Raw genomic sequence first — 23,643 nt, forward strand, 5'->3', positions numbered from 1 at the left:
AGGGCGGGTATGCCGTGCCGCCGGGTCTCTCAGGGGCGTCCGGCGTGCTGCAGCGCCCAGTGGTACATGACGATCGCCGCGGCCGCGCCGGCGTTGAGCGACCGGGTGGAGCCGTGCTGGGTGATGGCCAGGACGGTCTCGCTGGCCGCCACCGCCTCGGGGCTCAGCCCCGGCCCCTCCTGGCCCAGGAGGAGCACGCAGCGGCGCGGCACGGCATACCCCTCGAGGGCGACCGAGCCCGGCACGTTGTCCACGCCGAGGATCGGCAGGCCCTCCGCGCCCGCCCACTCCGCGAGCGCGGCGACGTCGGCGTAGTGGTGCTCGTGCTGGTAGCGGTCGGTGACCATCGCGCCGCGGCGGTTCCAGCGGCGCCGGCCGACGATGTGGAACGCGGCGGCGTTGAAGGCGTTGGCGGTGCGGATCACCGAGCCGATGTTGAAGTCGTGCCCCCAGTTCTCGACCGCGACGTGGAAGCCGTGGCGTCGCGTGTCCAGGTCGGCCACGATGGCCTCGTGCCGCCAGTAGCGGTAGCCGTCGACCACGTTGCGGGTGTCACCCTCGCGCAGCAGCTCGGAGTCGAGGTGCTCGGGGAGGGCACCGTCCGGACCGGCGGGCCAGGGCCCGTCCCACGGCCCCACGCCGACGCTCATGCCGAGCGGTCGCGACGCAGCCGTCGCAGGCGGCTCACGACGAACCAGGCGGCGCCCAGGACGACCACGACGATGACGACCCTCTGGAAGATCCCGGCGTAGTCCTCCACGACGTGCCAGCTCTCCCCCAGCTGGTACCCCGCGACGACGAAGAGCGTGTTCCAGATGAGGCTGCCGGCGGTGGTCAGGGCGACGAAGAGGGGCAGCGGCATACGCTCGATGCCTGCCGGGATCGAGATCAGGCTGCGGAAGATCGGGATCATCCGGCCGAAGAAGATGGCCTTGGCGCCGTGACGGCCGAACCACGCCTCGGTGCGGTCCAGGTCGTCCAGGTCGACCAGCGGCAGCCGGCTCCAGACCGCCCGGAAGCGCGTGCGTCCGAAGACCGCACCCAGGGTGTAGAGGAGCAGCGCGCCGACCACCGACCCGGCGGTGGTCCAGGCGATCGCCCCGGGCACCGTGAACGTCCCCTGGCTGGCCGTGAAGCCGGCCAGCGGGAGGATGACCTCGCTCGGCAGGGGCGGGAAGAGGTTCTCGGCAGCGATGATCAGCCCGGCACCCGGCCCCCCGAGACGTTCCATGACGTCGACGGCCCAGCCGGCCACCCCGGTCAGCTCGGCCTGCGTGCTCACGGTTGTTCTCCTGTCGACAAGGGGGGATCGGACCTGATTGTCCCATCCGCGCAGGTCCCCTCAGACCGTGCGCGACCTGCGCAGTCGCACTACGGTGGGCTCAGCGCCGCAATCTCTGCGGGCGCCCCGGACGCGGCCGTGCACGGGCCGCCACTAGGAGGAACGCCTCATGAACGACACCACGAAGTGGATCATGATCATCCTGCTGCTGCTGCTGATCGCCGCCGCGGTGTTCATGCTCCTGCGCTCCCCCGGCAAGGACAACGGCACCGACGAGCGGGATGGTGCGCTGACCCGTGGGGACGCCGACCGTGACGGCGTGCCGGACGCGCGGGAGCGCCCCGTCGACCAGGGCAGCGGCGCGGGCGCCGTGGACCGTGGCGTCTACGACCAGGAGGCGGACACGGCCGCCCGCGCCGGCACGGCGCACGCCGCTCCTGAGGCGGAGCCGGTCGTCGCCGACCGCGAGCACCCCGTCGCCGACCGGGACCACCCCGTCGCCGACCGTGGTGACACCGTGGGTGACCGCGACGAGACCGTCCACCGCGACGAGCCCGTCGGGCACGTCACGGACGAGGACCCGACCACGGCACCGGTCGAGACCACCGGCTACGACGACACGACCACGACCCCCGTGGAGGTGCCGCCGACGCACTTCGACGACGGCACCGCGCGGGACGCCGACGTGCAGGAGGCTCCTGCGACCGGCTGGGACGAGCCCGCCACCACCGCGACGGCCCCCGTGGCGTCCGAGGACACCACCACCGACGTCCACCCCCTGACCGACGACGAGGTCACCCACGGCGGCAGCGACGAGCCCCTCACCCGCGGGGAGCAGGAGCCCTGGGACGGGGGCGACGAGGCCGCCGCCACCCCGGACATCCATGACGACGCAGCCGGGAGCACCTCCCCCGTCGACCGGGACGGGCCGGACACGACGGCCGCGGCCGCCGCTGGTGCGGCCGGCGCTGCTGGTGCCGCGGGCGCCGGTGCGGGTGCGCGGTCGCAGGACCGTGAGGACGGCGCGGGCTACCACCAGGGCACGCTGTACGCCGACGACACCACCGTCCGGGACACCGGACGGGGGGCGACGGAGGAGCACCCGGTCGGTGAGGAGAGCACCACCTACCGCGCGGCCCAGGGTGAGGCCGTGGTGGTCGAGGACGAGCGGGCCGACGCGCCGGCGGACACCGGCACCGGGGCACCGCAGACGGCCGACGAGATCGTGGAGGGCCGCCAGACCTCGACGACGGACGGCGCCGCGCCGGCACCGGTGTTCACCGAGGCGGCCTACGGCCCCGGCTCGGCCGAGCCGCTCGAGGACGGCACCGGGCCCGCCGGCTGGGAGATCAAGGGCAACATCGGCTCGATGCTCTTCCACACCCCCGAGTCGCCCAGCTACGACGCCGTGCGCGCCGAGGTCTGGTTCGAGAGCGAGGAGGCCGCCCGCACGGCCGGCTTCGCCCACTGGGACCGTCGCCGCCGCTGAGGTGCTGCTCGAGCGCGGGCCCTGCCGACCCCGTCGGCAGGGCCCGCGGCCTGTCCCGTCACGCTGTGTCCGGCGTCACACCCGTCACACCAGGACACGCGGACCACACCGCTGCGCGGGCCGCGTGTGACCCGCGAAACAGATGTGACAGAGGCGCAAAACTGCTGGTCAGCGAGTTACACCGGTGTGATATTGGGCTTGACCTGCGACGATGCCCTCACGGTGTGACCAAACTCACGGAGTTACATGCTTGTGGTTCCCGCATGGGACGGCCTCAACGGACGACGAGAGGCTTGCGCAGGTCGCTGACATGGGGATTCACTGTCCCTGCTCGCCCCTGCGAGAGTCCCGTCCCACGAGTCAGATGGCTGGTTCTATGTCGTCCCGTACGCGCAGTCTGTCCCGCACGCTGATCGCCGTCACCGCGGCCACCGCCCCGGTGGTCGCGCTCGCCCCCACCGCCTCCGCCGCACCGTCCCCCCAGGTGCCGCGCCTGCCCCAGGGCCTGGTGCCCGCCACGCCGACGATGCCGGCCGCGCCGGCGCGCATCCTGCCCACGGTGGAGCACAACAGCGTCACCCGGTGGGTCAGCGTCCCGGTCGCCAACGTGCGCTCCGGGCCGAGCACGTCATACAAGGTCGTGGGCACCAGGACGCAGGGCGCCGCCGTGAAGGGCACCGTCACCTCCAACGGCTGGCTGAAGATCTCGGACACGCAGTTCATCGCGCCGTCGGTCGTCAGCTCCACCGACCCGGGCGCACCGAGCGCCGGCACCGCCGGACAGACCGCGACGATGTACCTGTCCGCCAAGGTCGGCAACGTGCGGTCGGGGGCGGGCCTGCAGCACCGCGTCGTCGGCACGCTGCTCAAGGGTGCCGAGGTCAAGGGCACCTGGACCAGCAACGGCTGGCTGAAGATGGCCGGGGACCGCTACGTCAGCGGCACCATCCTCACCTCCTCCGGCTCCTCCTCGGCCCCGGCGGGCGGCAGCCCGACCGCCCCGTCGACCTCCGGGACGGTGGCCCGCTGGGTCAGCGTGCCCGTGGCCAACGTGCGGCGCGGGCCGTCGACGTCGCACTCGGTGGTCGGCACCAAGACCTCCGGGGCCCAGGTCCGCGGCACCCTCAGCTCCAACGGGTGGCTGAAGATCTCCGACACGCAGTACATGGCGCCCTCGGTGCTCACGAACGACCAGCCCGGTGGCAGCACCTCGAGCGACACCTCCACCGAGGTGACGCAGTACGTCACCGCCGCCGTGGCGAACATCCGCTCCGGCCCGGGTCTGAACCACCGGGTGGTCGGGACGACGACGCAGGGCACCCGGCTCACCGGGACCTGGACGAGCAACAACTGGCTCGACCTGGGCGGCGGGCGCTTCATCAGCGGCCTGATCCTCAGCTCGGGGGCCACGGCCACGCCGCCGCCCGCCTCCCAGGTGGTCGACCGCTGGGTCAGCGTCCCGGTCGCCAACGTGCGCTCCGGCCCCTCGACCTCCTACTCGGTCGTCGGCACCAAGACGCAGGGCACCAAGGTCAGCGGCGAGGTGAGCAACGGCTGGCTGAAGATCTCGGCCACCCAGTACATGGCCGAGAGCGTGCTCACCGCCACTCCCCCGGCGACCAGCCCCGCCCCGGCGCCCGCGCCCGCGCCCGCGCCGCCCGCGCCCACCCCGCTGCGCCAGGCGCTCCTCGACACGGCGGCCCAGTACGTCGGCTACCCCTACGTGCTCTACGGCACGCCGCCGGAGGCCTTCGACTGCTCGGCCTACACCTGGTGGATCTACAAGCAGAACGGCATCAACATCCCGCGCACGGTCCGCGACCAGCGCACGTTCGTCACCCCGGTCACCGACCCCCAGCCGGGCGACCTGATCTTCTACAAGAACTACTACCACGTGGGCATCTACGCCGGGAACGGCATGACCTACGAGGCGCAGAACCCCGACGTCGACGTCATCTACGGCAAGGTGTGGGACCGCCCGGAGAACGTCTGGTACGGCCGGGTGCCGGGGCTCTGACCTCCAGCACCACGGCACGGCAGGGCCCCCGCACCCGGGGAAGGTGCGGGGGCCCTGCCGTGCCCTACGCCAGCCCGAGGTCCTCCAGGGAGTAGGCCGCGAGGTAGTCCACGCCCGCCCCCCGGATGCGCTCGTCGGCCCCGCTGGCACGGTCGGCGATGACCGCCACGGCCACCACCTCGGCCCCCGCCCCGCGCACCGCCTCGACCGCCGTGAGCGGCGAGCCGCCCGTGGTGCTGGTGTCCTCGACGACCAGCACGCGGCGCCCGGCGATCGAGGGGCCCTCCACGCGCTGCTGCAGCCCGTGGGCCTTCTCGCTCTTGCGCACCACGAAGGCGTCCAGCCGCCGGCCCCGGCGCGCGGCCGCGTGCAGCATCGCGGTGGCCACGGGGTCGGCGCCCATGGTCAGGCCCCCGACGGCGTCGTAGTCCAGCTCCCCGGTGAGGTCGAGCATGACGTCGCCGACCAGCGGCGCGGCCTCGCCGTCGAGGGTGACCCGGCGCAGGTCGACGTAGTAGTCGGCCTCCGTGCCGGAGGAGAGCGTGACGCGGCCGTGCACGACGGCCTTGTCCTTGACGATCTCGAGCAGTCGCTCGCGGGCAGCAGTCATGGGACCCGAGGGTAGTGGGCCCGCTCAGCGCCCCCGGTCCCGCGGTCGGCGCCGGGTCGCCAGCGAGCCCGCCACCCGGCGGCTGAGGCGCCGCGGCACCACCCGCAGGACCCCCACGACCCCCTTGTAGACCGGGGACGGCACGGCCACCACGGTGCCGTCGCCGACGGCCTCCAGTGCGTCACGCACCACGTCCGGCGCCCGCAGCCACAGCCCCGCCGGCAGGCGCGACATGTCCATCTCCGCGCGCTGGTGGAACTCGGTGCGCACGAAGCCGGGGCACAGCGCGGTCACGGTCACCCCGTGCGGCGCGAGCTCGGTGGCGAGCGCCTCGGACAGGACCGTCACGTAGGACTTGATCGCCGAGTAGTGCCCCATCACGGTGAAGGAGGCCACGGAGGAGACGTTGAGGATCGCGCCGTGCCCCCGCCCGCGCATCGCGCCGCCGGCGGCGTGGCACAGCACCATCACCGCGCGCACCATCACGTCGACGGCGCGCTCCTCCTCCTCGAGGTCGTTGCTGACGAACCCCCTGCGCGACCCGAAGCCGGCGTTGTTGACGAGCAGGTCGACCGGTCGCGCGGGGTCGGCGAGCCGGTCGGCCACGCGCTGCAGCTGGGACCGGTCGGCCAGGTCGGCCGCGAGCACCTCCACGTCGGCCCCGTGCCGGGCACGCAGCTCGGCGGCGACCGCCGCCAGACGGTCCCGGTCCCGCGCGACGAGGACGAGGTCCTCACCCCGCGCGGCCAGCTGCTCGGCGAACTCCCGGCCCAGTCCGGCGGTCGCGCCGGTCACGAGTGCGACGGTCATGCCGCACAGGGTATGGCGCTCGCCGCGCCGGCCGCGCGGCGCAGGGTGGCTAGGCTGACGGCTCCACGCAGAAGGAGGCTCGCATGGCACCGGAGTTCACCGTCGACCTCGTGGTGGCGGGCAGCCCCGAGGAGGTCTGGCAGCGGCTGTGGGACCTGGACCGCCACGGCGCGACCGTCCCGCTGACCACCATGACCGGAGGACCGCTCGGGCCCGGCGTCCGCTTCTCGGGCCGCACGGCCCTGGGCCCGCTCGGCTTCGACGACGACATGGTCGTGCGCGACTGGGACCCGCCGCGACGTGCGGTCGTGGACAAGGTCGGCCGCGTCGTCACCGGGTCGATCGTCGCCACGCTGGAGCCGGTCGTCGACGGCACCCTGCTGCGGTGGCGCCAGACCTACGGCTCCGCCCTCGTCCCCGGCCGCCTCGCCGGGCTCGCCCGCCCGGCCGTGCGCGCCGCATACCGCAGCGCCCTGCGTCGCATCGCCGCCCCCTGAGCGACCTCCCGCCCGGTCGGGCGCGGTGGGCGCCCGCCTAGGGTGGGGCGCGTGCGCATCGCCACCTGGAACTGCAACAGCATCCGCTCCCGCGTCGACCGTGCCGTCGCCTTCCTGGAGCGGCACGACGTCGACGTGCTGGCGCTGCAGGAGACCAAGTGCCGCGACGACCAGTTCCCGATGATGCCCTTCCAGGCCGCGGGGTATGACGTCGCGCACGTCGGCTACAACCAGTGGAACGGCGTCGCGGTGGTCTCCCGGGTCGGGCTGGAGGACGTGCAGGTCGGCTTCGAGGGGATGCCGACGTGGGGCGACGGTGACGAGGCGACGGCCGAGGCGCGGGCGGTCTCGGCGGTGTGCGCCGGGGTGCGGGTGTGGTCGCTCTACGTGCCCAACGGGCGCTCGCTGGTCGACCCGCACCTGCTCTACAAGCTGGACTGGCTCGCCGCGCTGCGCGACGCCGGGTCGGGCTGGCTGGCGCGGGACCCGGAGGCGCCGATCGCGCTCATGGGCGACTGGAACATCGCCCCGACCGACGACGACGTGTGGTCGGTGGAGTACTACGAGGGCAAGACCCACACCTCGCCGGAGGAGCGGGCGGCCTTCGCCGGGGTGGTCGACGCCGGCTTCACCGACGTGACGCGCGAGCACACACCCGGCCCGGGGACGTTCACCTACTGGGACTACACCCGGCTGGCGTTCCCCAAGCGCCGCGGCATGCGGATCGACTTCTGCCTGGGCAGCCCCGCCCTCGCCGGCCGCGTCGAGGGTGCGTTCATCGACCGCGAGGAGCGCAAGGGCAAGGGGGCCAGCGACCACGCGCCCGTGGTCGTCGACCTGACAGCTGCGTGAGGACACGGAGCGCAGCGCAGCGAGCACCGGCCCGGAGGGCGGCGCGGAAGGTCGACAACGGGCTCGACCTGACAGCTGCGTGAGGACACGGAGCGCAGCGCAGCGTCCCGACGGCCGGTTCTCACCGGCGTGAGCGCAGGGCGATCGGCAGCGTCAGCAGCACCAGCCCGGCCGTGATGGCCATGCCGACCCCGAACCCCCACCCGACGGCGACCGCCCCGACGAGGACGGACCCGGTGGCCGTTCCCGCGTCGAAGCCGGCGTTCCAGATCGCGCTGGCCGCCCCCACCCGTCGCGGGCCGGCCTTCTCGAAGGCCCGGATCATCGTCAGGGTCTGCAGGCCGCCGTAGGCCGCGCCGAGCAGGGCGCACCCGGCCAGCCACAGCAGCAGCGCCCCGGTCCCCACCGGGTCGCGGGTCAGCCAGGCGAGGGCCAGGAGCCCGGCGACGGCCACGAGGACGAACGCCCACAGCAGCCGCCCGCTGCCGAGCCGGTCGGCGAGGCCGCCGGCCCGCCAGCGCAGGAGGGTCGAGACCAGCCCGAAGGCGAACAGCCCCGCCGTGGCCAGCCAGGCCACGGCGACCATCTGCGGCGCGAAGGTGATGAGCGCCCCGCCTGCCAGGGTGATCCCCAGCAGGATGAGGGTCGGCGGCAGGACCACCCGGAGCGTGGCCCGCCCCGTGGGAGCCTCCAGCACAGCGGGGTGCCGGTGGTCGTGCGTCGCACGCTCCGGCAGGTGCCGCGCGAGCACCACGGTCGCCGGGATGCCCAGCAGCGAGGCGCCGCTGAGCAGGAAGACGATCCAGAAGCCCCACGTCTCGGCGACCCAGGAGCCCACCGGCATGAGCAGGACGTTGGGCGCGGCGAGGGCGAGCGAGTAGGCACCCACCGCCGCGCCGCGCCGGGCCGGGTCCACGAGGAGCACCGCGGCGGCGCTGGCCGCGACGGTGAGGATGCCGAAGCCGACCCCGCGCACCGCCGACAGCGCCAGGATGACCCCGAGCTCGTCGGTGAGGATGTGCAGCAGGGCGGGGACGCCCAGCAGGAGGAGCGCCAGGCTCAGGGTGAGCGCCCAGCCGACGCGGCGGATGAGGGCCGGCACCGCGAACTGCGTCGCGACGGTCGCTCCCAGGAGCACGAAGTTGACCAGCCCCGCGCCCGCCGAGTCGGCACCGCCGCGCACCGCCCACAACGGCGCCACCGGCAGCAGCGCCGCATACCCCGAGAAGCCCGTGAAGGCCACCACGGCGAGGGCGACCATCCCCGGGACCGACCACACGCTGCCGCGCAGGTCCTCCCCCCGGGGCGGGGGTGCGCCCCCGGGGACCGTCACGCCCGGGCGGCCTTCGCCGCCGCCTTCTTCTCCTTCTTGTAGGCGCGCACCTTGGTCAGCGACTCGGCACTCGTCACGTCGGCGATCGACATGTGCACCCCGTCGCGGCCGTAGTCACCCGCCGCCTCCCGCCAGCCGGGCGCCTCGAGCCCGCGCTGCTTGCCGAGGAGGGCCAGGAAGATCCGAGCCTTCTGGTCGCCGAAGCCGGGCAGCGCCTTGAGCCGCTTCAGCACCTCCTTGCCGTCCGGCTCCCCCCGCGTCCAGATCGCGGCCGTGTCGCCGTCGTAGTCGCGGACGACCGCGACCGCGAGGTCGTGCACGCGCTGGCCCATCGACCTGGGGAAGCGGTGCACGGCGGGCGGCGTGGCGCACAGGGCGATGAACTCCTCCGGGTCCGTGGCGGCGATCTGGTCGGGCTCCACCGAGCCGAGCCGCTCGACGAGCTTGCGCGGCCCGTCGAAGGCCACCTCCATGGGGATCTGCTGGTCCAGCAGCATGCCGGTGAGCAGCGCGAACGGGTGCTCGGTGAGGATGCGGTCGGCCTCCGGCTCGCCGACGAGGTGGAGGGTCTGGGTCATGGGCCGATGGTATGCCGAGTCGGTCGGTGAGCCGGCTGGGGTGGGCGGGCACCGCATACCCTGCCGTCGTGTCCACACCCGACCTGCTCGCGCTCCACGGCGTCCGGGTGCTCGGGTCCGCGAGTGGATCCAGCTGTGGCACCTGGTGGTGCTGCTCGTGCCCGTGGTCCTGGCGCTCCTGCTCTACGCCGTGGTCCGGACCGGCGTCCGGCACGGCATGCAGGACCACCGAGAGGATCGCGGGACCCTCTAGCCCGCGGGCGGACGGTCGGCGTGACCGACGGGCCGCACCCCCAGGCCGAGCGCGACCAGCGCCGCCAGGGCGGCCGCGACCCCCGCGCCGGTGAGGACGGTCTGCACCTGGACCACGGCGGCGTCCAGGAGCGCCTGGGTGTCGGTCGGGTCGGCCAGCCGGGCGACCTCGAGATGGAAGCGGCGCAGACCCCAGGACGTGAGCAGCGCCAGGCCGACGACCATCCCCACCATGCGCGCGACGACCACCAGCGAGCTCACCGTGCCGTGCCCGTCCTCGCGGGCGTCAGCGAGCGCGGCGTCGTTGACGGGGGCGATCGCCAGACCGATGCCGAGACCGGCACCGACCAGCGGCAGCGTGGTGGCGACGAGGTCGTCGAGGGAGGTGCGGTCCCACTGCGCCATGGCCAGGATGGACCCGGCGGCGACCGCCAGCCCGGGGGCGGCCACGACCGCCGGGCCGACCCGGCGCAGCAGCCAGCCGCCGAGCACGGCGCCGACCGGGACGGCGACGAGGAAGCGCACGAGCACCAGCGCCGCGTCGGTCTCGTCGGTGTCCTGGACCAGCCGCGAGAGGAGCGGGACGTCGACGACCACCGCGACGATGGCCGCACCGACGAGCAGGCTCACGCCCAGGGCCGGCCACACGCGTCGGCGCACGACTCCCGCGGGGACCAGGGGGTCGCGGGCGGCGCGCTGGCGCACCAGGAAGGCGACCGTCGCCAGCGCGGCCAGCGGCAGCAGCCACAGCCCCCAGGCGCCCAGCACCTCGGTCTCCGGGTCCGCGGTCGAGAAGGTCAGCACCACCGCGCCCAGCGCGACCGCCACGAAGGTTGCACCGAGCAGGTCGGCCCGCAGCAGCAGCGGCAGCCACCGACGCGCGGTGAGGGCCGCGAGCACGAGCCAGGCGAGCCCGGCTGCCGCACCCACGGGGGTGAGGGCCCGCGAGCCCGACCCCGGCTCGAACGGCACGAAGGGCCCGCCCAGCGCGATCGAGGTGGTCAGCGCCTCCGGCGCCCACAGCGCCAGGGTCGTCAGCAGGGCGGCGACCGCCGTGAGCAGGTATGCCGTGAGCGTGGCGGCGCGGGGACGGGCGCGGCTGCGATGGGCGTCCTGCAGCGGGACCTGGTTCTGGGAGCCGGTTCGAACCGGCTGCGAGAACCCCGTCCGGCTCTCGGTGGGCACCCCGAGCAGCCAGACCGCCACGAGGCAGGCCAGGCCCAGCACGACGTTGAGCCAGAAGATCTCGCGCCACCCGGCCACGGCCAGCACCAGCGCGCCGAGCAGCGGGCCCAGCACCGAGCCGAGCTCCTGCACCCCGCCGACGACGCCGAGCGGCATACCCCGCCGGCCGGGGGGCCACAGGTCGGCGACGAGCGCGAGGGTCGCGGGCACCAGACCGCCTCCGCCCAGCCCCTGCAGGAACCGGCCGCCGACCATGACCGGCAGCTCGACCGCCGCCGCGGTCACCGCCGATCCGACGACGAAGACCACCAGGCACCACAGCAGGATCCGGCGGCGGTCGACGAGGTCGGAGAGGCGGCCGATGAGCGGCAGCACGGCGATGTAGCCGAGCAGGAAGCCGGAGATGATGGGCGTGGCCCGCTGCAGCGACTCGATGCCGACACCGACGCCGGCCATCATGTCGGTCAGCGCCAGCACGACCACATAGGTGTCGGCCGCCGCGAGCGCCACCGCCAGCGCCGCCACGCTCAGCAGCCCGCGGGCGCCGCGCGTCACCGGGGCCGTCCGCGTGGCCGCCGTCCGCCCCCGCGTCACGTCAGGGCCGGGTGACGGTGACCGGCGCACCGTAGCTGTCGAGGGTCACCGTGTAGGTGGACGTCGCCGGCGGGTAGAAGGGGCCGGTGATCTCGACGGTCCGCACCTGCCAGCTCTCCTCGACCAGCGCGTAGGTGACGTCGAACGGTGAGGAGGCGTCACCGGCCAGCAGCAGGTCGGTGACGGTCTCGCCCGGCAGCGTGCCGGTGACCTCCTGCACCGTCTCGGCGCCGGCCCGTGCGCGCTGCCCGAACTGCGGGTCCTGTGTCTGCGGGAGCAGCCCCACCAGCCCGGCCTCGGGGTCGAAGAGCGTGGCGGGGTCCGGCACGCCCAGGTCGGCCGGGTCGGTCCGCACGTGGGCGGGGGCGAAGGGCAGCTTGACCCACAGCTCGCCGTCGAGGGCGACGGTCGGCACGTCGGCCTGGATCCCGGCCAGCCGGGCCGTGATCGTGCCGGTGAAGGCGGGCGGCTCCATCGTGCCCTCCCCGACGGCGCTGATGATGTAGCTGCTCTCGTCCTCGGGCAGGTCCGTGCCGGTCAGCGCCAGGTGGACCGAGCCCGCGTCGACGAGCACGCCGCGGGCCTGCTCGAGCCGGTCGGCGGCGGTCGGCTCCGCGGTCGTGGGCGCCGCGTCCTCCCCGCCCCCGTCGCAGGCGCTCAGGAGCAGGGCGGCGCCGGTCACGACGAGCGCGGCCAGCGACCGCCTGGAGGGACTCATGCGGCCCAGTATGGCGTGCCGGTCGCCCCGGTCAGCCGAAGCGGCCGGAGATGTAGTCCTCGGTGGCCTTCTGGCTGGGGTTGTTGAAGATCGTCTGCGTGGTGTCGAACTCCACGAGCTGGCCGGGCTGGCCGGTCGCCTTGAGGTTGAAGAACCCCGTCTTGTCCGAGACGCGCGCCGCCTGCTGCATGTTGTGCGTGACGATAACGACGGTGTAGTCGGACTTGAGGTCGTTGATGAGGTCCTCGATCGCCAGGGTCGAGATGGGGTCCAGGGCCGAGCAGGGCTCGTCCATGAGGATCACCTCGGGCTGGATCGCGATCGCACGCGCGATGCACAGGCGCTGCTGCTGACCGCCGGACAGGCCCGACCCGGGCTTGTCGAGGCGGTCCTTGACCTCGTTCCACAGGTTGGCCCCGCGCAGGGCGCGCTCGGTGAGCTCGTCCGCCGCCGAGGAGGAGATGCGCCTGGCGTTGAGGCGCACGCCGGCCAGGACGTTCTCCTTGATCGACATCGTGGGGAAGGGGTTGGGCCGCTGGAAGACCATGCCGACCTGGCGGCGGACGTCGACCGGGTCGACGCCCTTGCCGTAGAGGTTCTGGCCGTCGATGAGCACCTCGCCCTCGACGCGCGCACCGGGGATGACCTCGTGCATGCGGTTGAGGGTGCGCAGGAAGGTCGACTTGCCGCAGCCCGAGGGGCCGATGAAGGCGGTGACCGACCGGGGCTCGATGGTCATGGAGACACCCTTGACGGCATGGAAGTCGCCGTAGTAGATGTCGAGGTCCTTGACGTCGATTCGCTTGGACATGAGGTGTGGGTCTCTCCTGGGGCAGGGGGTCAGCGGCCGGTCTTCGGCGCGAACATCTTGGCGATGAGGCGGGCCAGCAGGTTGAGCGCGACGACGATGAGGACCAGCAGCAGGGCTGCGGCCCACGCGCGCTCCAGGCTGGGCTCCCGCACGGCGGGGCTGAGCGGCTTGGTGAACATGTAGTAGGCGTAGACCGCGAGGGTGTTCATCGGGCCCTCGAAGGCGTTCAGGCTCAGCCCGCGGGCGTAGCCGATGGCCACGAGCAGCGGGGCCGTCTCACCGATGACGCGGGCGATGGCCAAAGTGATGCCGGAGGCCAGGCCGGAGGCGGCGGTCGGCAGGACGACCTTGGCGATCGTGCGCCACTGCGGCACGCCGAGGGCCAGCGACGCCTCGCGCAGCTCGTTGGGGACGATGCGCAGCATCTCCTCGGAGTTGCGCACGACGGTGGGGATCATCAGCACCGACAGCGCGATCGCCCCGGCGATGCCCATCTTCGCGTCGCGCGGGCCGAAGAGCTGCACGAAGAGCGCGAACGCGAACAGGCCGGCCACGATCGAGGGGATGCCGGTCATCACGTCGACGAAGAAGCGGATCCAGCGCGAGAGCGGGTTGCGGCCGCCGTACTCCACGAGGTAGATCGCGGTGAACAGGCCGATCGGCACCGAGATCAGCGTGGCCAGCCCGGTGATGATCAGCGTGCCGACGATCGCGTGGTACGCACCTCCGACGAACGGCCCGACACCCTCGGCGTAGTCCTGGTCGTGCAGCCCGGTGACGCCGTTCATCGTCTGGTTGAGGAAGGACGGGTCGAAGGCCCGGCCGGCACCCTGGGCCACGACTGTCCACAGCAACGAGGCCAGCGGCACGATCGCGCACACGAAGGCGAAGTAGACGAGGGCGCGCAGCACCTGGTCCACCGCCACCCGCGGCCCGCCGAGGTGGCGGTACACCGCATACACGGCGCCGAGGTAGCCGACGAAGGACAGCACCAGGGCGAGGGCGACGTGCATGTCGAGGCCGAGCCGCAGGACGACCGCGAGCACGAGCGCACCGAGCGCCAGCAGCAGCGCCGGACGCCCCGTGGTGGGGCGCACGCGTGAGAGCACGACGCCCTCGACGTCCTCCAGGCGGGACCGCTGCACGTCGCCCTGCGGGGTCTGCGGGGTCTGGGTCTGGATGCTCATCAGTTGGCTCCGGAGAACTCGGCACGGCGGTCGACGATCCAGCGCGCGAAGAGGTTGACGGCCAGGGTGATCACGAAGAGCACCAGGCCGGCGGCGATCAGCTCGGACAGGCGCAGGCCCGCGGCCTCGGGGAAGTTGAGGGCGATCTCGGCCGGGATGGTGGCGTTGCCGGCACCGATGAAGTTCCACGAGAACACGCCCGGGGCGAGGATGATGGCCACGGCCATGGTCTCACCGAGCGCGCGTCCCAGGCCGAGCATCGTGCCGCCGATCACGCCAGGCATGCCGAAGGGCAGGACCGCGGTGCGGATCATCTCCCACTTCGTGGCCCCCAGGGCGAGGGCGGCCTCCTCGTGCAGGCGGGGGGTCTGGAGGAAGACCTCGCGCGAGACCGAGGTGATGATCGGCAGGATCATCACGGCGAGCACGATCGAGGCCGTCATCAGGGTCCGGCCGGTCGCCGAGGCGTCGCCGAAGATGGGGATCCAGCCGAGGTTCTGCGAGAGCCACTCGTAGAGCGGGCCGAGCCGGGGTGCGAAGACGGCCATGCCCCACATGCCGAAGACCACGGACGGCACGGCCGCGAGCAGGTCGATGACGAAGCCGATCCCGTTGCCCAGTCGACGTGGCGCGTAGTGGGAGACGAACAGGGCGATGCCGATCGCCACCGGCGTCCCCAGCAGCATCGCGATGACGGAGGCGACCACGGTGCCGAACACCAGGGGCCAGACGTAGGCGAAGAAGCCTTCCCCGCCGCTGATCTCCTCCGCGGGCGCGGTCAGTGCCGGGACCGCCTCCATCACCAGGAAGAAGGCGACGCCGGCCAGGATCAGCAGGATCAGGACGGCGGAGCCGAGGGAGGCGCCGTTGAAGAGGATGTCACCCGGACGGCGGACGGCCGTCGAGGACGAGCGCGCACGCCGCGTGGCAGGGGCGTTCATGAAGTTCCTTCGGGACAGGGACAGACGGGCGGAACGGCACGACCGGCGGTCGTCGTCATCATCGACGACCGCCGGTCCATGCTGACACGAGGGCTCAGCGGTCAGCCACCCTGGATGGAGTCGATGAGGTTCGTGGCCTTCTCGCGCAGCTCCTCGGAGATCGGCGCGGAGCCGGCCGCCTCCGAGGCCGCCGTCTGGCCGTCCTCCGAGACGACGTAGGTCAGGAAGTCCTTGACCGCGTTGGCACGGTCGGCGTCGTCGTAGCTGGAGCACGCGATGTGATAGCTGACCAGCACGATCGGGTAGGCGCCCGAGGCGGTGGTGTCGCGGGCCAGCTCGAGGGCCAGGTCGCCCTCCACCCCGGTGTCGGCCGGCTCGGAGGCGTCGACCACCTTGGCCGCGGCCTCCGGCGAGAACTCGACGAAGTCCTCCCCGACACCGATCGCGGCGGACTGGCCGGTGACCACCGAGGCGTCGGCGTAGCCGATGGTCCCCTCGGTGGAGTTGATCACCTGGATGACGCCGGTGTTCTGCGCGGCGGCCTCGGCGGGCACCGGCCAGGCCTTGTCGGCCTCGTGCGGCCAGGCGTCCGGCGCCGCGGCGGAGAGGTACTCCATGAAGTTCTCGGTCGTGCCCGAGTCGTCGGAGCGGTGGACGACCGTGATCTCCGTGGCAGGCAGCTCGGCGCCGGGGTTGTCCGCGGCGATCGCCGGGTCGTCCCAGGTGGTGATGTCCTGGTTCATGATCTTCGCCAGGGTCTCCGGGGTGAGCTGCAGGCCGTCGACACCGGGCAGGTTGTAGGGCACGGCGACCGGGGAGATGTAGACCGGGATGTGGTAGGCGCCCCCCGGGCCGCAGACCTCCTTGACCGCCTCGCGCTCCTCCTCGTCCAGGTAGGCGTCGGAGCCGGCGAAGTCGACGGCACCGGCGATGAGGTTCTCGCGGCCGCCGCCGGAGCCGATGGAGTCGTACTGCACGGTGACGCCCGGCTGCACGGCCTGGTAGCCGGCGATCCAGGCGGTCATCGCGGCCTCCTGGGAGGAGGCGCCGGAGGCCTTGACGTCGCCGGAGAGCTGGCCGGAGGCGTCACCCTCGGTCTCGGACGCCTGCTCCTGGCCGCCGTCGTCGGCGCCGGAGGCGGGGGTGGTGGGGCTGTCGTCGCCGCAGGCGGCGAGCACGAGGCTGGCCGTCATCGCGATCACGACGGTGGGGCCAAGGCGGTGCAGCTTCACTTGACGAACCTCTCTTCACGGATGGCTGGGTGGTGGCACGCCGGTCCCCCGCACGGGTCGGGGGGTGGTGTGTGGTGCCGGCGGCGCTGCCTACCGAGACCGAACGTAGGAAGGTCAGGTGACCCGAAGAGGCGGAGCGGGTGAACGGTCCGTGAACGAGCGACGAATGTCGGTCGACCGACCCTGGACAGGCCGACGGCCCGGCCCCCGCGTGGGGACCGGGCCGTCGCCGGCCGTGCCGGGTATGCCGTGCGCGGGCAGCCGCGCTCAGCGCAGGGTGAGCCCGTCGGCACCCTCCGTGCGGTCGACGTCCACCGTGACCCGCTCGCCGTCCCGGACCTCCCCGGACAGCAGCCCGCGGGCCAGCCGGTCGCCGATCTCGGTCTGCACCAGGCGGCGCAGCGGCCGGGCGCCGTAGGCCGGGTCGTAGCCGCGCTGGGCCAGCCAGGCGGCCGCCTCCGGCGTCACGTCCAGCTCGATGCGCCGGTCGCTAAGGCGCCGGGCCAGGTGCTCGACCTGCAGGCCGACGATGGTCGCGAGCTCGTCGCGGGTGAGGGCGTCGAAGACGACGACCTCGTCCAGGCGGTTGAGGAACTCCGGCTTGAACGCCTGCCGGACCGCGACCATAACCTGCTCGCGCTTGGCCTCCGGGTCGGTGAGCGGGTCCACGAGGAACTGGCTGCCCAGGTTGGAGGTCATCACGAGGATCACGTTGCGGAAGTCCACCGTGCGGCCCTGGCCGTCGGTCAGGCGCCCGTCGTCGAGCACCTGCAGCAGGATGTCGAAGGTCTCCGGGTGGGCCTTCTCGACCTCGTCCAGCAGCACCACCGAGTAGGGACGGCGCCGGACGGCCTCGGTCAGCTGGCCACCCTCGTCGTAGCCGACGTAGCCGGGGGGCGCGCCGATGAGACGCGCGACCGCGTGCCGCTCGGAGTACTCCGACATGTCGATGCGGACCATCGCCCGCTCGTCGTCGAAGAGGAAGTCGGCCAGCGCCTTGGCCAGCTCGGTCTTGCCGACGCCCGTCGGGCCGAGGAAGAGGAAGGACCCCGTCGGGCGGTCGGGGTCGGCGATGCCGGCCCGGGCGCGGCGCACGGCGTCGCTGACGGCGCGCACCGCGTCGCGCTGGCCGATGAGCCGCTCGCCGATGACCTCCTCCATCCGGAGCAGCTTCTCGGTCTCGCCCTCGAGCAGACGCCCGGCGGGGATACCGGTCCAAGTGGAGATGACGTCGGCGATGTCGTCGGCGCCGACCTCCTCCTTGACCATCGGCGCCTCCGCGCCTCGCCCGCCCACGGCGGACTCCTCGTCCTCCACCGCCGCGGTCAGCTCGGCCTCGGCCGCCGGGATCTCGCCGTAGAGCAGCCGGGAGGCGGCCTCGTAGTCGCCCTCGCGCTGCAGCCGCTCGGCCTGGGTGCGCAGGTCGTCGAGGCGGGCCTTGAGCTCACCGACCCGGTTGAGGCCGGACTTCTCGGCCTCCCAGCGGGCCGTGAGGGCGGCGAGCTGCTCGCGCCGGTCGGCGAGGTCGGCGCGCAGCCGCTCCAGCCGCTCGCGCGAGGGCTCGTCCTCCTCGCGCTGCAGGTGCATCTCCTCCATCGTCAGGCGGTCCACCTGGCGCTGGAGCTCGTCGATCTCCACGGGTGAGGAGTCGATCTCCATCCGCAGGCGCGAGGCGGCCTCGTCGACGAGGTCGATCGCCTTGTCGGGCAGCTGCCGGCCGGTGATGTAGCGGTCGGACAGCGTCGCCGCGGCCACGAGCGCCGAGTCGGCGATGGCCACCTTGTGGTGCGCCTCATACCTCTCCTTGAGCCCGCGCAGGATCGCGACGGTGTCCTCGACGGAGGGCTCGCCGACGAAGACCTGCTGGAAGCGGCGCTCGAGCGCGGCGTCCTTCTCGATGTTCTCGCGGTACTCGTCCAGCGTCGTGGCGCCGACCATGCGCAGCTCGCCGCGGGCCAGCAGCGGCTTGAGCATGTTGCCGGCGTCCATCGAGGAGTCGCCGGTGGCACCGGCGCCGACGACGGTGTGCAGCTCGTCGATGAAGGTGACCACGCGCCCCTCGCTGGCCCTGATCTCGCCGAGGACGGCCTTGAGCCGCTCCTCGAACTCGCCGCGGTACTTCGCACCCGCGACCATCGCGCCGAGGTCGAGGGAGATGAGGGTCTTGCCGCGCAGCGACTCCGGGACGTCGCCGGCGACGATGCGCTGGGCCAGCCCCTCGACCACCGCGGTCTTGCCCACGCCCGGGTCGCCGATGAGGACGGGGTTGTTCTTGGTCCGCCGCGACAGCACCTGCACGACGCGGCGGATCTCGGCGTCCCGGCCGATGACCGGGTCCAGCTTCCCCTCGCGCGCCATCGCGGTCAGGTCGGTGCCGTACTTGCCCAGGGCGTCGAAGGTGGCCTCCGGGTCGGCGGTGTCGACCTTCTTGCCGCCGCGCAGGGTCGGGATGCGCTCCTCGATGGCGCCGGCGTCCAGCACCGGGAACCGCCCGGTGCGGGCGACGCCGAGGAGCAGGTGGTCGGTGGAGACGAAGGTGTCGCCCATCGAGGCCATCGAATCCTGGGCGTCCTTGACCACGCCGTGCAGGGCGCGGGAGAAGGCGGGGTTGCCCATCGAGGACCCGCTCGCGGTCGTCAGCCCCCGCAGCACGCCCTCGGCGGCCTGCAGCGCGGACGCGGCCGAGGAGCCGATCGCGTCCAGCAGGGGGGCGGTCGTGGTCTCGGTCTGCTGCGCGAGCGCCTTGAGCAGGTGCGCGGGCTCGACCTGGGCGTGGCCCGCCGCGGCGGCGTCGCGCACGGCGGTGGACAGGGCCTCCTGGGCCTTGGTGGTCAGGGACAGATCCATGTGACACCTCGGGTATGTCGTGCAGGTGGAAGGAACTCTGGTCAGTGCAACCGCGACAAAGTTGAGCCTATTCCGCTCAACCCTGTCGGCCGCTCCTGACGCCTGCGCTAGGCCGCCGGCGCGGCCAGCAGCTGCAGGCTCAGCACCATGACCACCGCGCCGAGGAAGAAGCCGACCAGGGACTGGGTGTAGTGGGTCTCGTAGCGGCGCGCGGCGGGCAGCAGCTCCAGGAAGCTGACCGCCAGCATCATCCCGGCGACGAGCGCCAGGGAGAGGATCAGCCACTCCTCGGGCAGCAGGGCGCGCAGCAGCAGGTAGCCGACGACGGCCCCGAACGGCTCGGCCAGGCCGGACACGGTCGCCCAGCCCAGCGCCATGGCGCGGCTGCGGGTCGCGGCGTAGATCGGCGCCGCCACGGCCAGCCCCTCGGGGATGTTGTGGATCGCGATGGCCACCGCCAGGGTGATGCCCCCGGTCGGCTGCTCCAGCGTCGCGACGAACGTCGCGAGCCCCTCGGGCAGGTTGTGCAGGCCGACCACGGCGGCCAGCAGCACCCCGCTGCGCAGCAGCCGGCCGTCCAGCTGGCCGGCGGTGATCCGCTCCAGCTGCTCCCCGCCCTCGATCTCGGCCGGGTTGACGTCGTGGGGGATCGCGCGGTCGATGCCGACCACGACGACCGCGCCCAGGACGATCGCCCCACCGACCCACAGCAGCGCTCCGGCGTGACCCACGACGTCGGCCAGGGACCGGACGGCGACCGGGGCGATCTCGACCACCGAGATCGTGATCATCAGCCCCGCCGCGAAGGCCAGCGAGGCGGCCAGGGCGTCCCGGCGCAGCAGCTGCGGGCGGGTGCCCAGCCAGCCACCGACGACGGTGGACAGCCCGGCGAGCAGCGCGACGACGAAGGCGAGGGTCACGGCATACCTCCTCGTCGCGGGGCCCGCACCACCCGGCGCAGGTGCTGTGATTGTGCACCGTGCCGGGGGCGCCCCGCGGCACCGGCGTGCCACCCTGGAGGGTATGCAGATCCGAGGGCACCAGGGCGACATCACCACCGAACGGGTCGACGCGGTGGTCAACGCCGCCAACTCCACGCTGATGGGCGGCGGCGGCGTCGACGGGGCCCTCCACCGCGCGGCCGGCCCGGACCTGCTCGAGGAGTGCAGGCGGCTGCGGGCCGCCCGCTGGCACGAGGGGCTGCCCGTGGGCGAGGCGGCCGCCACCGGCGCCGGGCGCCTGCCGGCGCGGTGGGTGATCCACACGGTCGGGCCGAACCGGCACCTCGGCCAGACCGACCCCGACCTGCTGGCCTCCTGCTTCCGGCGCAGCCTGGAGGTGGCCCACGAGGTGGGTGCGCGCTCGGTGGCCTTCCCCGCGATCAGCGCGGGCGTCTACGGGTGGGACCCCGCCGTCGTCGCGGGGGTGGCGGTGGAGACGGTGCGCGCCACGGCTCCGGACGTGCCGTCGGTCGAGGAGGTGCGGTTCGTGCTCTTCGGCCCCGACGTCCTCGTGCACTTCGAGCGGGCGATCGCGGGCTGACGGCGCGGGTGCCCCGTCCTCCGCGGGTGGTCAGGGCCAGGGGTGCTCCAGCGCGACCCGCAACGCGGCCTCCCCCTCCTCGGCAGCCTCCGCCCGCGCCGTCTCCCGCCCGGCGAGCACGCCGTAGGTGTAGGTCGGCTCCCCCGCCCGCTCCGCCGTGCCTGCGATCTCGCGCAGCCAGCCGGCGGCCAGGGCCGCGTCCTGGACGGCGCCGAGCGTCTCGGTGACCTGCTCCCAGGTCGCCGCGGCCTGCGCCGCGTCCTTCCCGAGCGCGGGCGCCAGCGCCTCGCAGGCGTAGCGCACGGCCTTGGCGCGCTTGCGGGCCTCGTGCAGCAGGTGGAGCCGCTGCACGCCCTCCGCCGCCGCTGCCGACCGCGCCTCGACCCGCGCCCGGCCGACGGCCCTGGCCACCAGGTCCGGCAGGACCTTCCCGGCCCGCCGGCTCGCACGCCCCCGCCACGGGGGCTCGGCCAGCAGCTCGAGCAGCCGGTCGACCAGCTCGCGGTAGCGGTCGGAGTCCATCACCTCGACGAGTGCCTGGTGGGCCTCCGCGTGCCGCCGGTCCGCCTCGGCACGGACCCGCTGGCGGACGGGGCCGACGACCTCCTCCTCCGGCAGCTCGTCGAGGGCGGCGAGGAGGTGGTCGCGCATGACCTCGGCGTCCCGCGGCTGCCCCAGGGCGGTCGCGAACCACCTGATCTCCTCGCGCAGCGGGTCGCTGACCTCTCGGTCGAGGAGCCGCCGGAAGGTGCGTAGCGCGCTGCGCAGCCGCCGGGTCGCGACGCGGCTGCGGTGCACGGCGTCCGGGACGTCCGCGCGCACGTCGTCCTCCCGGGCGACGACGACCGCGACCTGCGCGGCGAGGTAGGCCAGCACCACGTCGGCGGCGGGGCCGTCGGCGGCGGGGCCCTCACCACGCCCGGCCCGCGCGGGCCGGTCGCCCAGGGCCCGGGACAGCTTGGAGGGGTGGTCGGCGAGGGTCACGCCCTGGTCGGCGAAGGCGTCGGCGACCGCCCCGAGCAGGGCCTGGTCGCCGTCGACGAGCTCGACCTCCAGCTCGCGCCAGGTGCTTCCCTCCGGCAGGGCCGTCACCCGGTCGTCGCACAGCTGGGCCAGCACCACGTCGTGCCGGTCCGGGTCGAGCAGGTCGACCTCCAGGCGGTGGGTGGTGAGCACGGCGGCCGGGAGCAGCGCACCCTCGGGGCCGTCCGGCCACGCGTGGCCCAGTGCGGCCCGCACCTCGTCACGCAGCTCCTGCGGGACCCGCATCCGCCCTGGCCCCTCCCCCAGGGGCGCGTGCACCTCCAGCCGCGTGCCGTCCGGGCGCGGCAGCTTCAGGTGCCAGCCGGCGTCCGCGCCGCCCTCGCGGCGGCGCAGGGTGATGCGGTGCCGCACGAGGAGCAGGTCGGGGGTGTCCAGGTAGACGGCGCGCATGCGGTGCTCGCGCACCGGGCCCACCTCGGCGAGGTCGCCCGGTGCGGGCAGCGGGGCGTCCTCGCCGATGGCGAACTTCAGCTCGGACTCGACCTGCCGCATACCTGCCTCGCGGCTCAGCCGGTGGCGGGGCGGGGGTCGCCCGGCTCGTCGTACCAGCCGTCGTGCTGGCGGGCCAGGTCGATGAACCGGTCCCGCAGCGCCTCGTAGGCCGCTCCTCCTGCGGCGTCGGGCAGCCGGGTGTCGGTGATGTGCACCGCCCACTCGTGGTCCTCGTCGTCCTCCTCGGTCCGCGACGCCTCGCGCAGGACCCGGACCCACAGGAAGCCCTCCTCGTCGAGCTCCTCGGCGATGGCCTCGGCCACCTCCCGGTCCTGCAGGATGATGAGGTGCTCGCTGCCGGGGTGGAGGGGCTCGGTGGTCACAGGACCAGGGTATGGGGTGCGCGCGGCCGGGAGGTCACGCCGGGGAATGGTGTTGACGGCCCCGGGGAGGATGGTCCGGTGACCGACCTCTCCGACACGCCGACCCTCACCGGTGACCTGGTCGCGCTGCGCCCGGCCGACGGGCGTGACGCGCCCTGTCTCCACGCCCTGATGGCCGACCCTGAGGTGACGCGGCTGACCGGGTCGGCGCACTCCAGCGAGGACCTGACCTCGGCGCGCTGGTCGGTCGAGCAGCTGGTGGAGGTCTACGACCGGTGGTCGAAGGCCGAGGACCGCCTCGTGTGGGCGGTGGTCGAGCGCACCTCGGGCGCGGTCGTGGGCGAGGCCCTGCTGCTCGACCACGACCCTGGCAACCGCTCCTGCTCCTTCCGGATCTGGATCAGCGGCGCCCGCGACCGGGGCCTGGGCACCGAGGCGACGCGGCTGGCCGTGGGCCACGCCTTCACGACGCTGGGGCTGCACCGGGTCCAGCTCGAGGTCTACGCCTTCAACCCCCGGGCGCGGCGGGTCTACGAGAAGGTCGGCTTCGTCCTCGAGGGCACCCAGCGCGAGGCCCTGCTCTTCGACGGCCGGTGGGTTGACCTGCACCTCATGGGGATGCTGGAGCAGGACTGGCGGGCCGCCGCCGGTCGGTGAGCCCCGTCAGTGGATGGGGGCGTGCGCCAGGTGGACGCGCACCAGCAGGTCGTGGAACCAGTGGTGCTCCTCGTCGACGGCGGGCGGGGCGTGCCGCGCCGACGCCTCCTGCTGACGCAGGAGCGGGTCCTGGTGGCGCTGGGCCGCGCGGAGCCCGTGCTCGCGCTCCCGGGCCATGCTCTGGGCGGCCATGAGGTCGAGGTGCTGGTACATCGGGTGTCCTTCGGTCTGGTGGGTGGTCGCGGGCGTCACTGGACGTAGCGGTGGAGCAGCGTGGGTCAGGCGATGGTGCTGGTGCGTCCGGCCGCTTGCCGATCCACTGCTCGACCACCGTCGCGCGCCGCGGTAAC

The 23,643-nt window shown here is 73.5% G+C and carries 24 protein-coding genes; 7 read left to right on the top strand and 17 right to left on the bottom strand.

Annotated elements, in window-relative coordinates; translation table 11 throughout:
• Nucleotides 1–29 precede the first annotated feature (29 nt).
• Nucleotides 30–650, bottom strand: a complete 621-nt coding sequence (locus tag K330_RS19595) for a TrmH family RNA methyltransferase (protein WP_040657788.1) — start codon at nucleotides 648–650, stop codon at nucleotides 30–32.
• Nucleotides 647–1,231 (bottom strand): DedA family protein, encoded by a 585-nt coding sequence (locus tag K330_RS0106375; protein WP_084617298.1) that lies wholly within the window; start codon nucleotides 1,229–1,231, stop codon nucleotides 647–649. Before K330_RS0106375 ends, K330_RS19595 begins: the two co-directional genes overlap by 4 nt.
• 220 nt (nucleotides 1,232–1,451) lie before the next feature.
• Between K330_RS0106375 and K330_RS22505 the strand changes: the two genes are divergently transcribed.
• Nucleotides 1,452–2,771 carry a sunset domain-containing protein gene (locus K330_RS22505; RefSeq protein WP_022921007.1) on the top strand — a complete coding sequence of 440 codons (1,320 nt, stop codon included), beginning with the start codon at nucleotides 1,452–1,454 and terminating at the stop codon, nucleotides 2,769–2,771.
• A 376-nt stretch (nucleotides 2,772–3,147) separates the two neighbouring features.
• Nucleotides 3,148–4,788 (top strand): C40 family peptidase, encoded by a 1,641-nt coding sequence (locus K330_RS0106385; RefSeq protein ID WP_022921008.1) that lies wholly within the window; start codon nucleotides 3,148–3,150, stop codon nucleotides 4,786–4,788.
• A 64-nt stretch (nucleotides 4,789–4,852) separates the two neighbouring features.
• On the opposite strand, the gene pyrE is transcribed toward K330_RS0106385, so the two are convergent.
• Together pyrE and K330_RS0106395 are read right to left on the bottom strand one after the other, a co-directional pair.
• On the bottom strand, nucleotides 4,853–5,398 hold the full coding sequence (pyrE, locus tag K330_RS0106390; RefSeq protein WP_022921009.1) for an orotate phosphoribosyltransferase: 546 nt from the start codon (nucleotides 5,396–5,398) through the stop codon (nucleotides 4,853–4,855).
• Between the two features lie 24 nt (nucleotides 5,399–5,422).
• On the bottom strand, nucleotides 5,423–6,208 hold the full coding sequence (locus K330_RS0106395) for an SDR family NAD(P)-dependent oxidoreductase (protein ID WP_022921010.1): 786 nt from the start codon (nucleotides 6,206–6,208) through the stop codon (nucleotides 5,423–5,425).
• Between the two features lie 83 nt (nucleotides 6,209–6,291).
• Here K330_RS0106395 and K330_RS19605 point away from each other — a divergent pair, with 83 nt between their 5' ends.
• Together K330_RS19605 and K330_RS0106405 are read left to right on the top strand one after the other, a co-directional pair.
• Nucleotides 6,292–6,705, top strand: a complete 414-nt coding sequence (locus tag K330_RS19605; protein WP_022921011.1) for an SRPBCC family protein — start codon at nucleotides 6,292–6,294, stop codon at nucleotides 6,703–6,705.
• 51 nt (nucleotides 6,706–6,756) lie between these two features.
• The gene (locus K330_RS0106405) at nucleotides 6,757–7,557 is read left to right on the top strand and encodes an exodeoxyribonuclease III (protein WP_022921012.1); all 801 of its coding nucleotides are present in this window, start codon (nucleotides 6,757–6,759) and stop codon (nucleotides 7,555–7,557) included.
• A 121-nt stretch (nucleotides 7,558–7,678) separates the two neighbouring features.
• On the opposite strand, the gene K330_RS0106410 is transcribed toward K330_RS0106405, so the two are convergent.
• Nucleotides 7,679–8,890 (bottom strand): MFS transporter, encoded by a 1,212-nt coding sequence (locus tag K330_RS0106410; RefSeq protein WP_022921013.1) that lies wholly within the window; start codon nucleotides 8,888–8,890, stop codon nucleotides 7,679–7,681.
• A complete protein-coding gene (locus tag K330_RS0106415; protein WP_022921014.1) occupies nucleotides 8,887–9,468 on the bottom strand; it encodes an HhH-GPD-type base excision DNA repair protein in 582 nt (193 codons plus the stop codon). Before K330_RS0106415 ends, K330_RS0106410 begins: the two co-directional genes overlap by 4 nt.
• Here K330_RS0106415 and K330_RS23610 point away from each other — a divergent pair.
• Nucleotides 9,467–9,721 carry a hypothetical protein gene (locus K330_RS23610; RefSeq protein ID WP_156875711.1) on the top strand — a complete coding sequence of 85 codons (255 nt, stop codon included), beginning with the start codon at nucleotides 9,467–9,469 and terminating at the stop codon, nucleotides 9,719–9,721. The two genes, K330_RS0106415 and K330_RS23610, sit on opposite strands and share 2 nt — an antisense overlap.
• Here K330_RS23610 and K330_RS19610 read toward each other — a convergent pair.
• The 8 genes from K330_RS19610 to zupT form a co-directional block, all read right to left on the bottom strand.
• Nucleotides 9,718–11,460: an MFS transporter gene (locus tag K330_RS19610; RefSeq protein WP_022921016.1), complete on the bottom strand. Its 1,743-nt coding sequence runs from the start codon at nucleotides 11,458–11,460 to the stop codon at nucleotides 9,718–9,720. The two genes, K330_RS23610 and K330_RS19610, sit on opposite strands and share 4 nt — an antisense overlap.
• A 40-nt stretch (nucleotides 11,461–11,500) precedes the next feature.
• Entirely contained in the window at nucleotides 11,501–12,217 is a 717-nt protein-coding gene (locus tag K330_RS0106430) for an LppX_LprAFG lipoprotein (protein WP_022921017.1), read from the bottom strand.
• Between the two features lie 31 nt (nucleotides 12,218–12,248).
• The gene (gene pstB / locus K330_RS0106435) at nucleotides 12,249–13,028 is read right to left on the bottom strand and encodes a phosphate ABC transporter ATP-binding protein PstB (protein WP_022921018.1); all 780 of its coding nucleotides are present in this window, start codon (nucleotides 13,026–13,028) and stop codon (nucleotides 12,249–12,251) included.
• Nucleotides 13,029–13,057: 29 nt separating this feature from the next.
• Nucleotides 13,058–14,215 carry a phosphate ABC transporter permease PstA gene (gene pstA / locus K330_RS0106440; RefSeq protein ID WP_022921019.1) on the bottom strand — a complete coding sequence of 386 codons (1,158 nt, stop codon included), beginning with the start codon at nucleotides 14,213–14,215 and terminating at the stop codon, nucleotides 13,058–13,060.
• Nucleotides 14,215–15,156: a phosphate ABC transporter permease subunit PstC gene (gene pstC / locus K330_RS0106445; protein WP_022921020.1), complete on the bottom strand. Its 942-nt coding sequence runs from the start codon at nucleotides 15,154–15,156 to the stop codon at nucleotides 14,215–14,217. The genes pstA and pstC overlap by 1 nt, the downstream gene beginning before the upstream one ends.
• Nucleotides 15,157–15,257: 101 nt before the next feature.
• On the bottom strand, nucleotides 15,258–16,388 hold the full coding sequence (gene pstS / locus K330_RS0106450) for a phosphate ABC transporter substrate-binding protein PstS (protein ID WP_022921021.1): 1,131 nt from the start codon (nucleotides 16,386–16,388) through the stop codon (nucleotides 15,258–15,260).
• Nucleotides 16,389–16,655: 267 nt separating this feature from the next.
• On the bottom strand, nucleotides 16,656–19,235 hold the full coding sequence (gene clpB, locus K330_RS0106455; protein WP_022921022.1) for an ATP-dependent chaperone ClpB: 2,580 nt from the start codon (nucleotides 19,233–19,235) through the stop codon (nucleotides 16,656–16,658).
• Nucleotides 19,236–19,342: 107 nt separating this feature from the next.
• Entirely contained in the window at nucleotides 19,343–20,155 is an 813-nt protein-coding gene (gene zupT, locus K330_RS0106460; protein WP_022921023.1) for a zinc transporter ZupT, read from the bottom strand.
• A gap of 103 nt (nucleotides 20,156–20,258) precedes the next feature.
• On the opposite strand from zupT, the gene K330_RS0106465 reads away from it, so the two are divergent.
• A complete protein-coding gene (locus K330_RS0106465; protein ID WP_029202390.1) occupies nucleotides 20,259–20,777 on the top strand; it encodes an O-acetyl-ADP-ribose deacetylase in 519 nt (172 codons plus the stop codon).
• Between the two features lie 30 nt (nucleotides 20,778–20,807).
• On the opposite strand, the gene K330_RS19615 is transcribed toward K330_RS0106465, so the two are convergent.
• Together K330_RS19615 and K330_RS0106475 are read right to left on the bottom strand one after the other, a co-directional pair.
• Nucleotides 20,808–22,313, bottom strand: coding sequence for a CYTH and CHAD domain-containing protein (locus K330_RS19615; protein ID WP_022921025.1), 1,506 nt, complete (start codon nucleotides 22,311–22,313; stop codon nucleotides 20,808–20,810).
• A gap of 14 nt (nucleotides 22,314–22,327) precedes the next feature.
• Entirely contained in the window at nucleotides 22,328–22,636 is a 309-nt protein-coding gene (locus K330_RS0106475) for a ribonuclease E inhibitor RraB (RefSeq protein WP_022921026.1), read from the bottom strand.
• Between the two features lie 78 nt (nucleotides 22,637–22,714).
• Here K330_RS0106475 and K330_RS0106480 point away from each other — a divergent pair, with 78 nt between their 5' ends.
• Nucleotides 22,715–23,293 (top strand): GNAT family N-acetyltransferase, encoded by a 579-nt coding sequence (locus K330_RS0106480; RefSeq protein ID WP_022921027.1) that lies wholly within the window; start codon nucleotides 22,715–22,717, stop codon nucleotides 23,291–23,293.
• Nucleotides 23,294–23,299: 6 nt separating this feature from the next.
• On the opposite strand, the gene K330_RS0106485 is transcribed toward K330_RS0106480, so the two are convergent.
• Nucleotides 23,300–23,506 (bottom strand): hypothetical protein, encoded by a 207-nt coding sequence (locus tag K330_RS0106485; protein WP_022921028.1) that lies wholly within the window; start codon nucleotides 23,504–23,506, stop codon nucleotides 23,300–23,302.
• Nucleotides 23,507–23,643 lie beyond the last annotated feature (137 nt).

Origin of the sequence: Ornithinimicrobium pekingense DSM 21552, from assembly GCF_000421185.1 — a bacterium.
GTDB lineage: Bacteria > Actinomycetota > Actinomycetes > Actinomycetales > Dermatophilaceae > Ornithinicoccus > Ornithinicoccus pekingensis.

What these genes read in the sequence shown, in the direction of transcription:
- K330_RS0106395 (WP_022921010.1), bottom strand. Translation starts at nt 6,208, where the DNA reads ATGACCGTCGCACTCGTGACCGGCGCGACCGCCGGACTGGGCCGGGAG.
- K330_RS0106375 (WP_084617298.1), bottom strand. Translation starts at nt 1,231, where the DNA reads ATGGAACGTCTCGGGGGGCCGGGTGCCGGGCTGATCATCGCTGCCGAG.
- K330_RS19615 (WP_022921025.1), bottom strand. Translation starts at nt 22,313, where the DNA reads ATGCGGCAGGTCGAGTCCGAGCTGAAGTTCGCCATCGGCGAGGACGCC.
- clpB (WP_022921022.1), bottom strand. Translation starts at nt 19,235, where the DNA reads ATGGATCTGTCCCTGACCACCAAGGCCCAGGAGGCCCTGTCCACCGCC.
- K330_RS0106485 (WP_022921028.1), bottom strand. Translation starts at nt 23,506, where the DNA reads ATGTACCAGCACCTCGACCTCATGGCCGCCCAGAGCATGGCCCGGGAG.
- pstB (WP_022921018.1), bottom strand. Translation starts at nt 13,028, where the DNA reads ATGTCCAAGCGAATCGACGTCAAGGACCTCGACATCTACTACGGCGAC.
- K330_RS22505 (WP_022921007.1), top strand. Translation starts at nt 1,452, where the DNA reads ATGAACGACACCACGAAGTGGATCATGATCATCCTGCTGCTGCTGCTG.
- K330_RS23610 (WP_156875711.1), top strand. Translation starts at nt 9,467, where the DNA reads ATGGGCCGATGGTATGCCGAGTCGGTCGGTGAGCCGGCTGGGGTGGGC.
- K330_RS19595 (WP_040657788.1), bottom strand. Translation starts at nt 650, where the DNA reads ATGAGCGTCGGCGTGGGGCCGTGGGACGGGCCCTGGCCCGCCGGTCCG.
- pstC (WP_022921020.1), bottom strand. Translation starts at nt 15,156, where the DNA reads ATGAACGCCCCTGCCACGCGGCGTGCGCGCTCGTCCTCGACGGCCGTC.
- K330_RS19605 (WP_022921011.1), top strand. Translation starts at nt 6,292, where the DNA reads ATGGCACCGGAGTTCACCGTCGACCTCGTGGTGGCGGGCAGCCCCGAG.
- K330_RS0106385 (WP_022921008.1), top strand. Translation starts at nt 3,148, where the DNA reads ATGTCGTCCCGTACGCGCAGTCTGTCCCGCACGCTGATCGCCGTCACC.
- pstA (WP_022921019.1), bottom strand. Translation starts at nt 14,215, where the DNA reads ATGAGCATCCAGACCCAGACCCCGCAGACCCCGCAGGGCGACGTGCAG.
- K330_RS0106465 (WP_029202390.1), top strand. Translation starts at nt 20,259, where the DNA reads ATGCAGATCCGAGGGCACCAGGGCGACATCACCACCGAACGGGTCGAC.
- K330_RS0106415 (WP_022921014.1), bottom strand. Translation starts at nt 9,468, where the DNA reads ATGACCCAGACCCTCCACCTCGTCGGCGAGCCGGAGGCCGACCGCATC.
- pyrE (WP_022921009.1), bottom strand. Translation starts at nt 5,398, where the DNA reads ATGACTGCTGCCCGCGAGCGACTGCTCGAGATCGTCAAGGACAAGGCC.
- K330_RS0106430 (WP_022921017.1), bottom strand. Translation starts at nt 12,217, where the DNA reads ATGAGTCCCTCCAGGCGGTCGCTGGCCGCGCTCGTCGTGACCGGCGCC.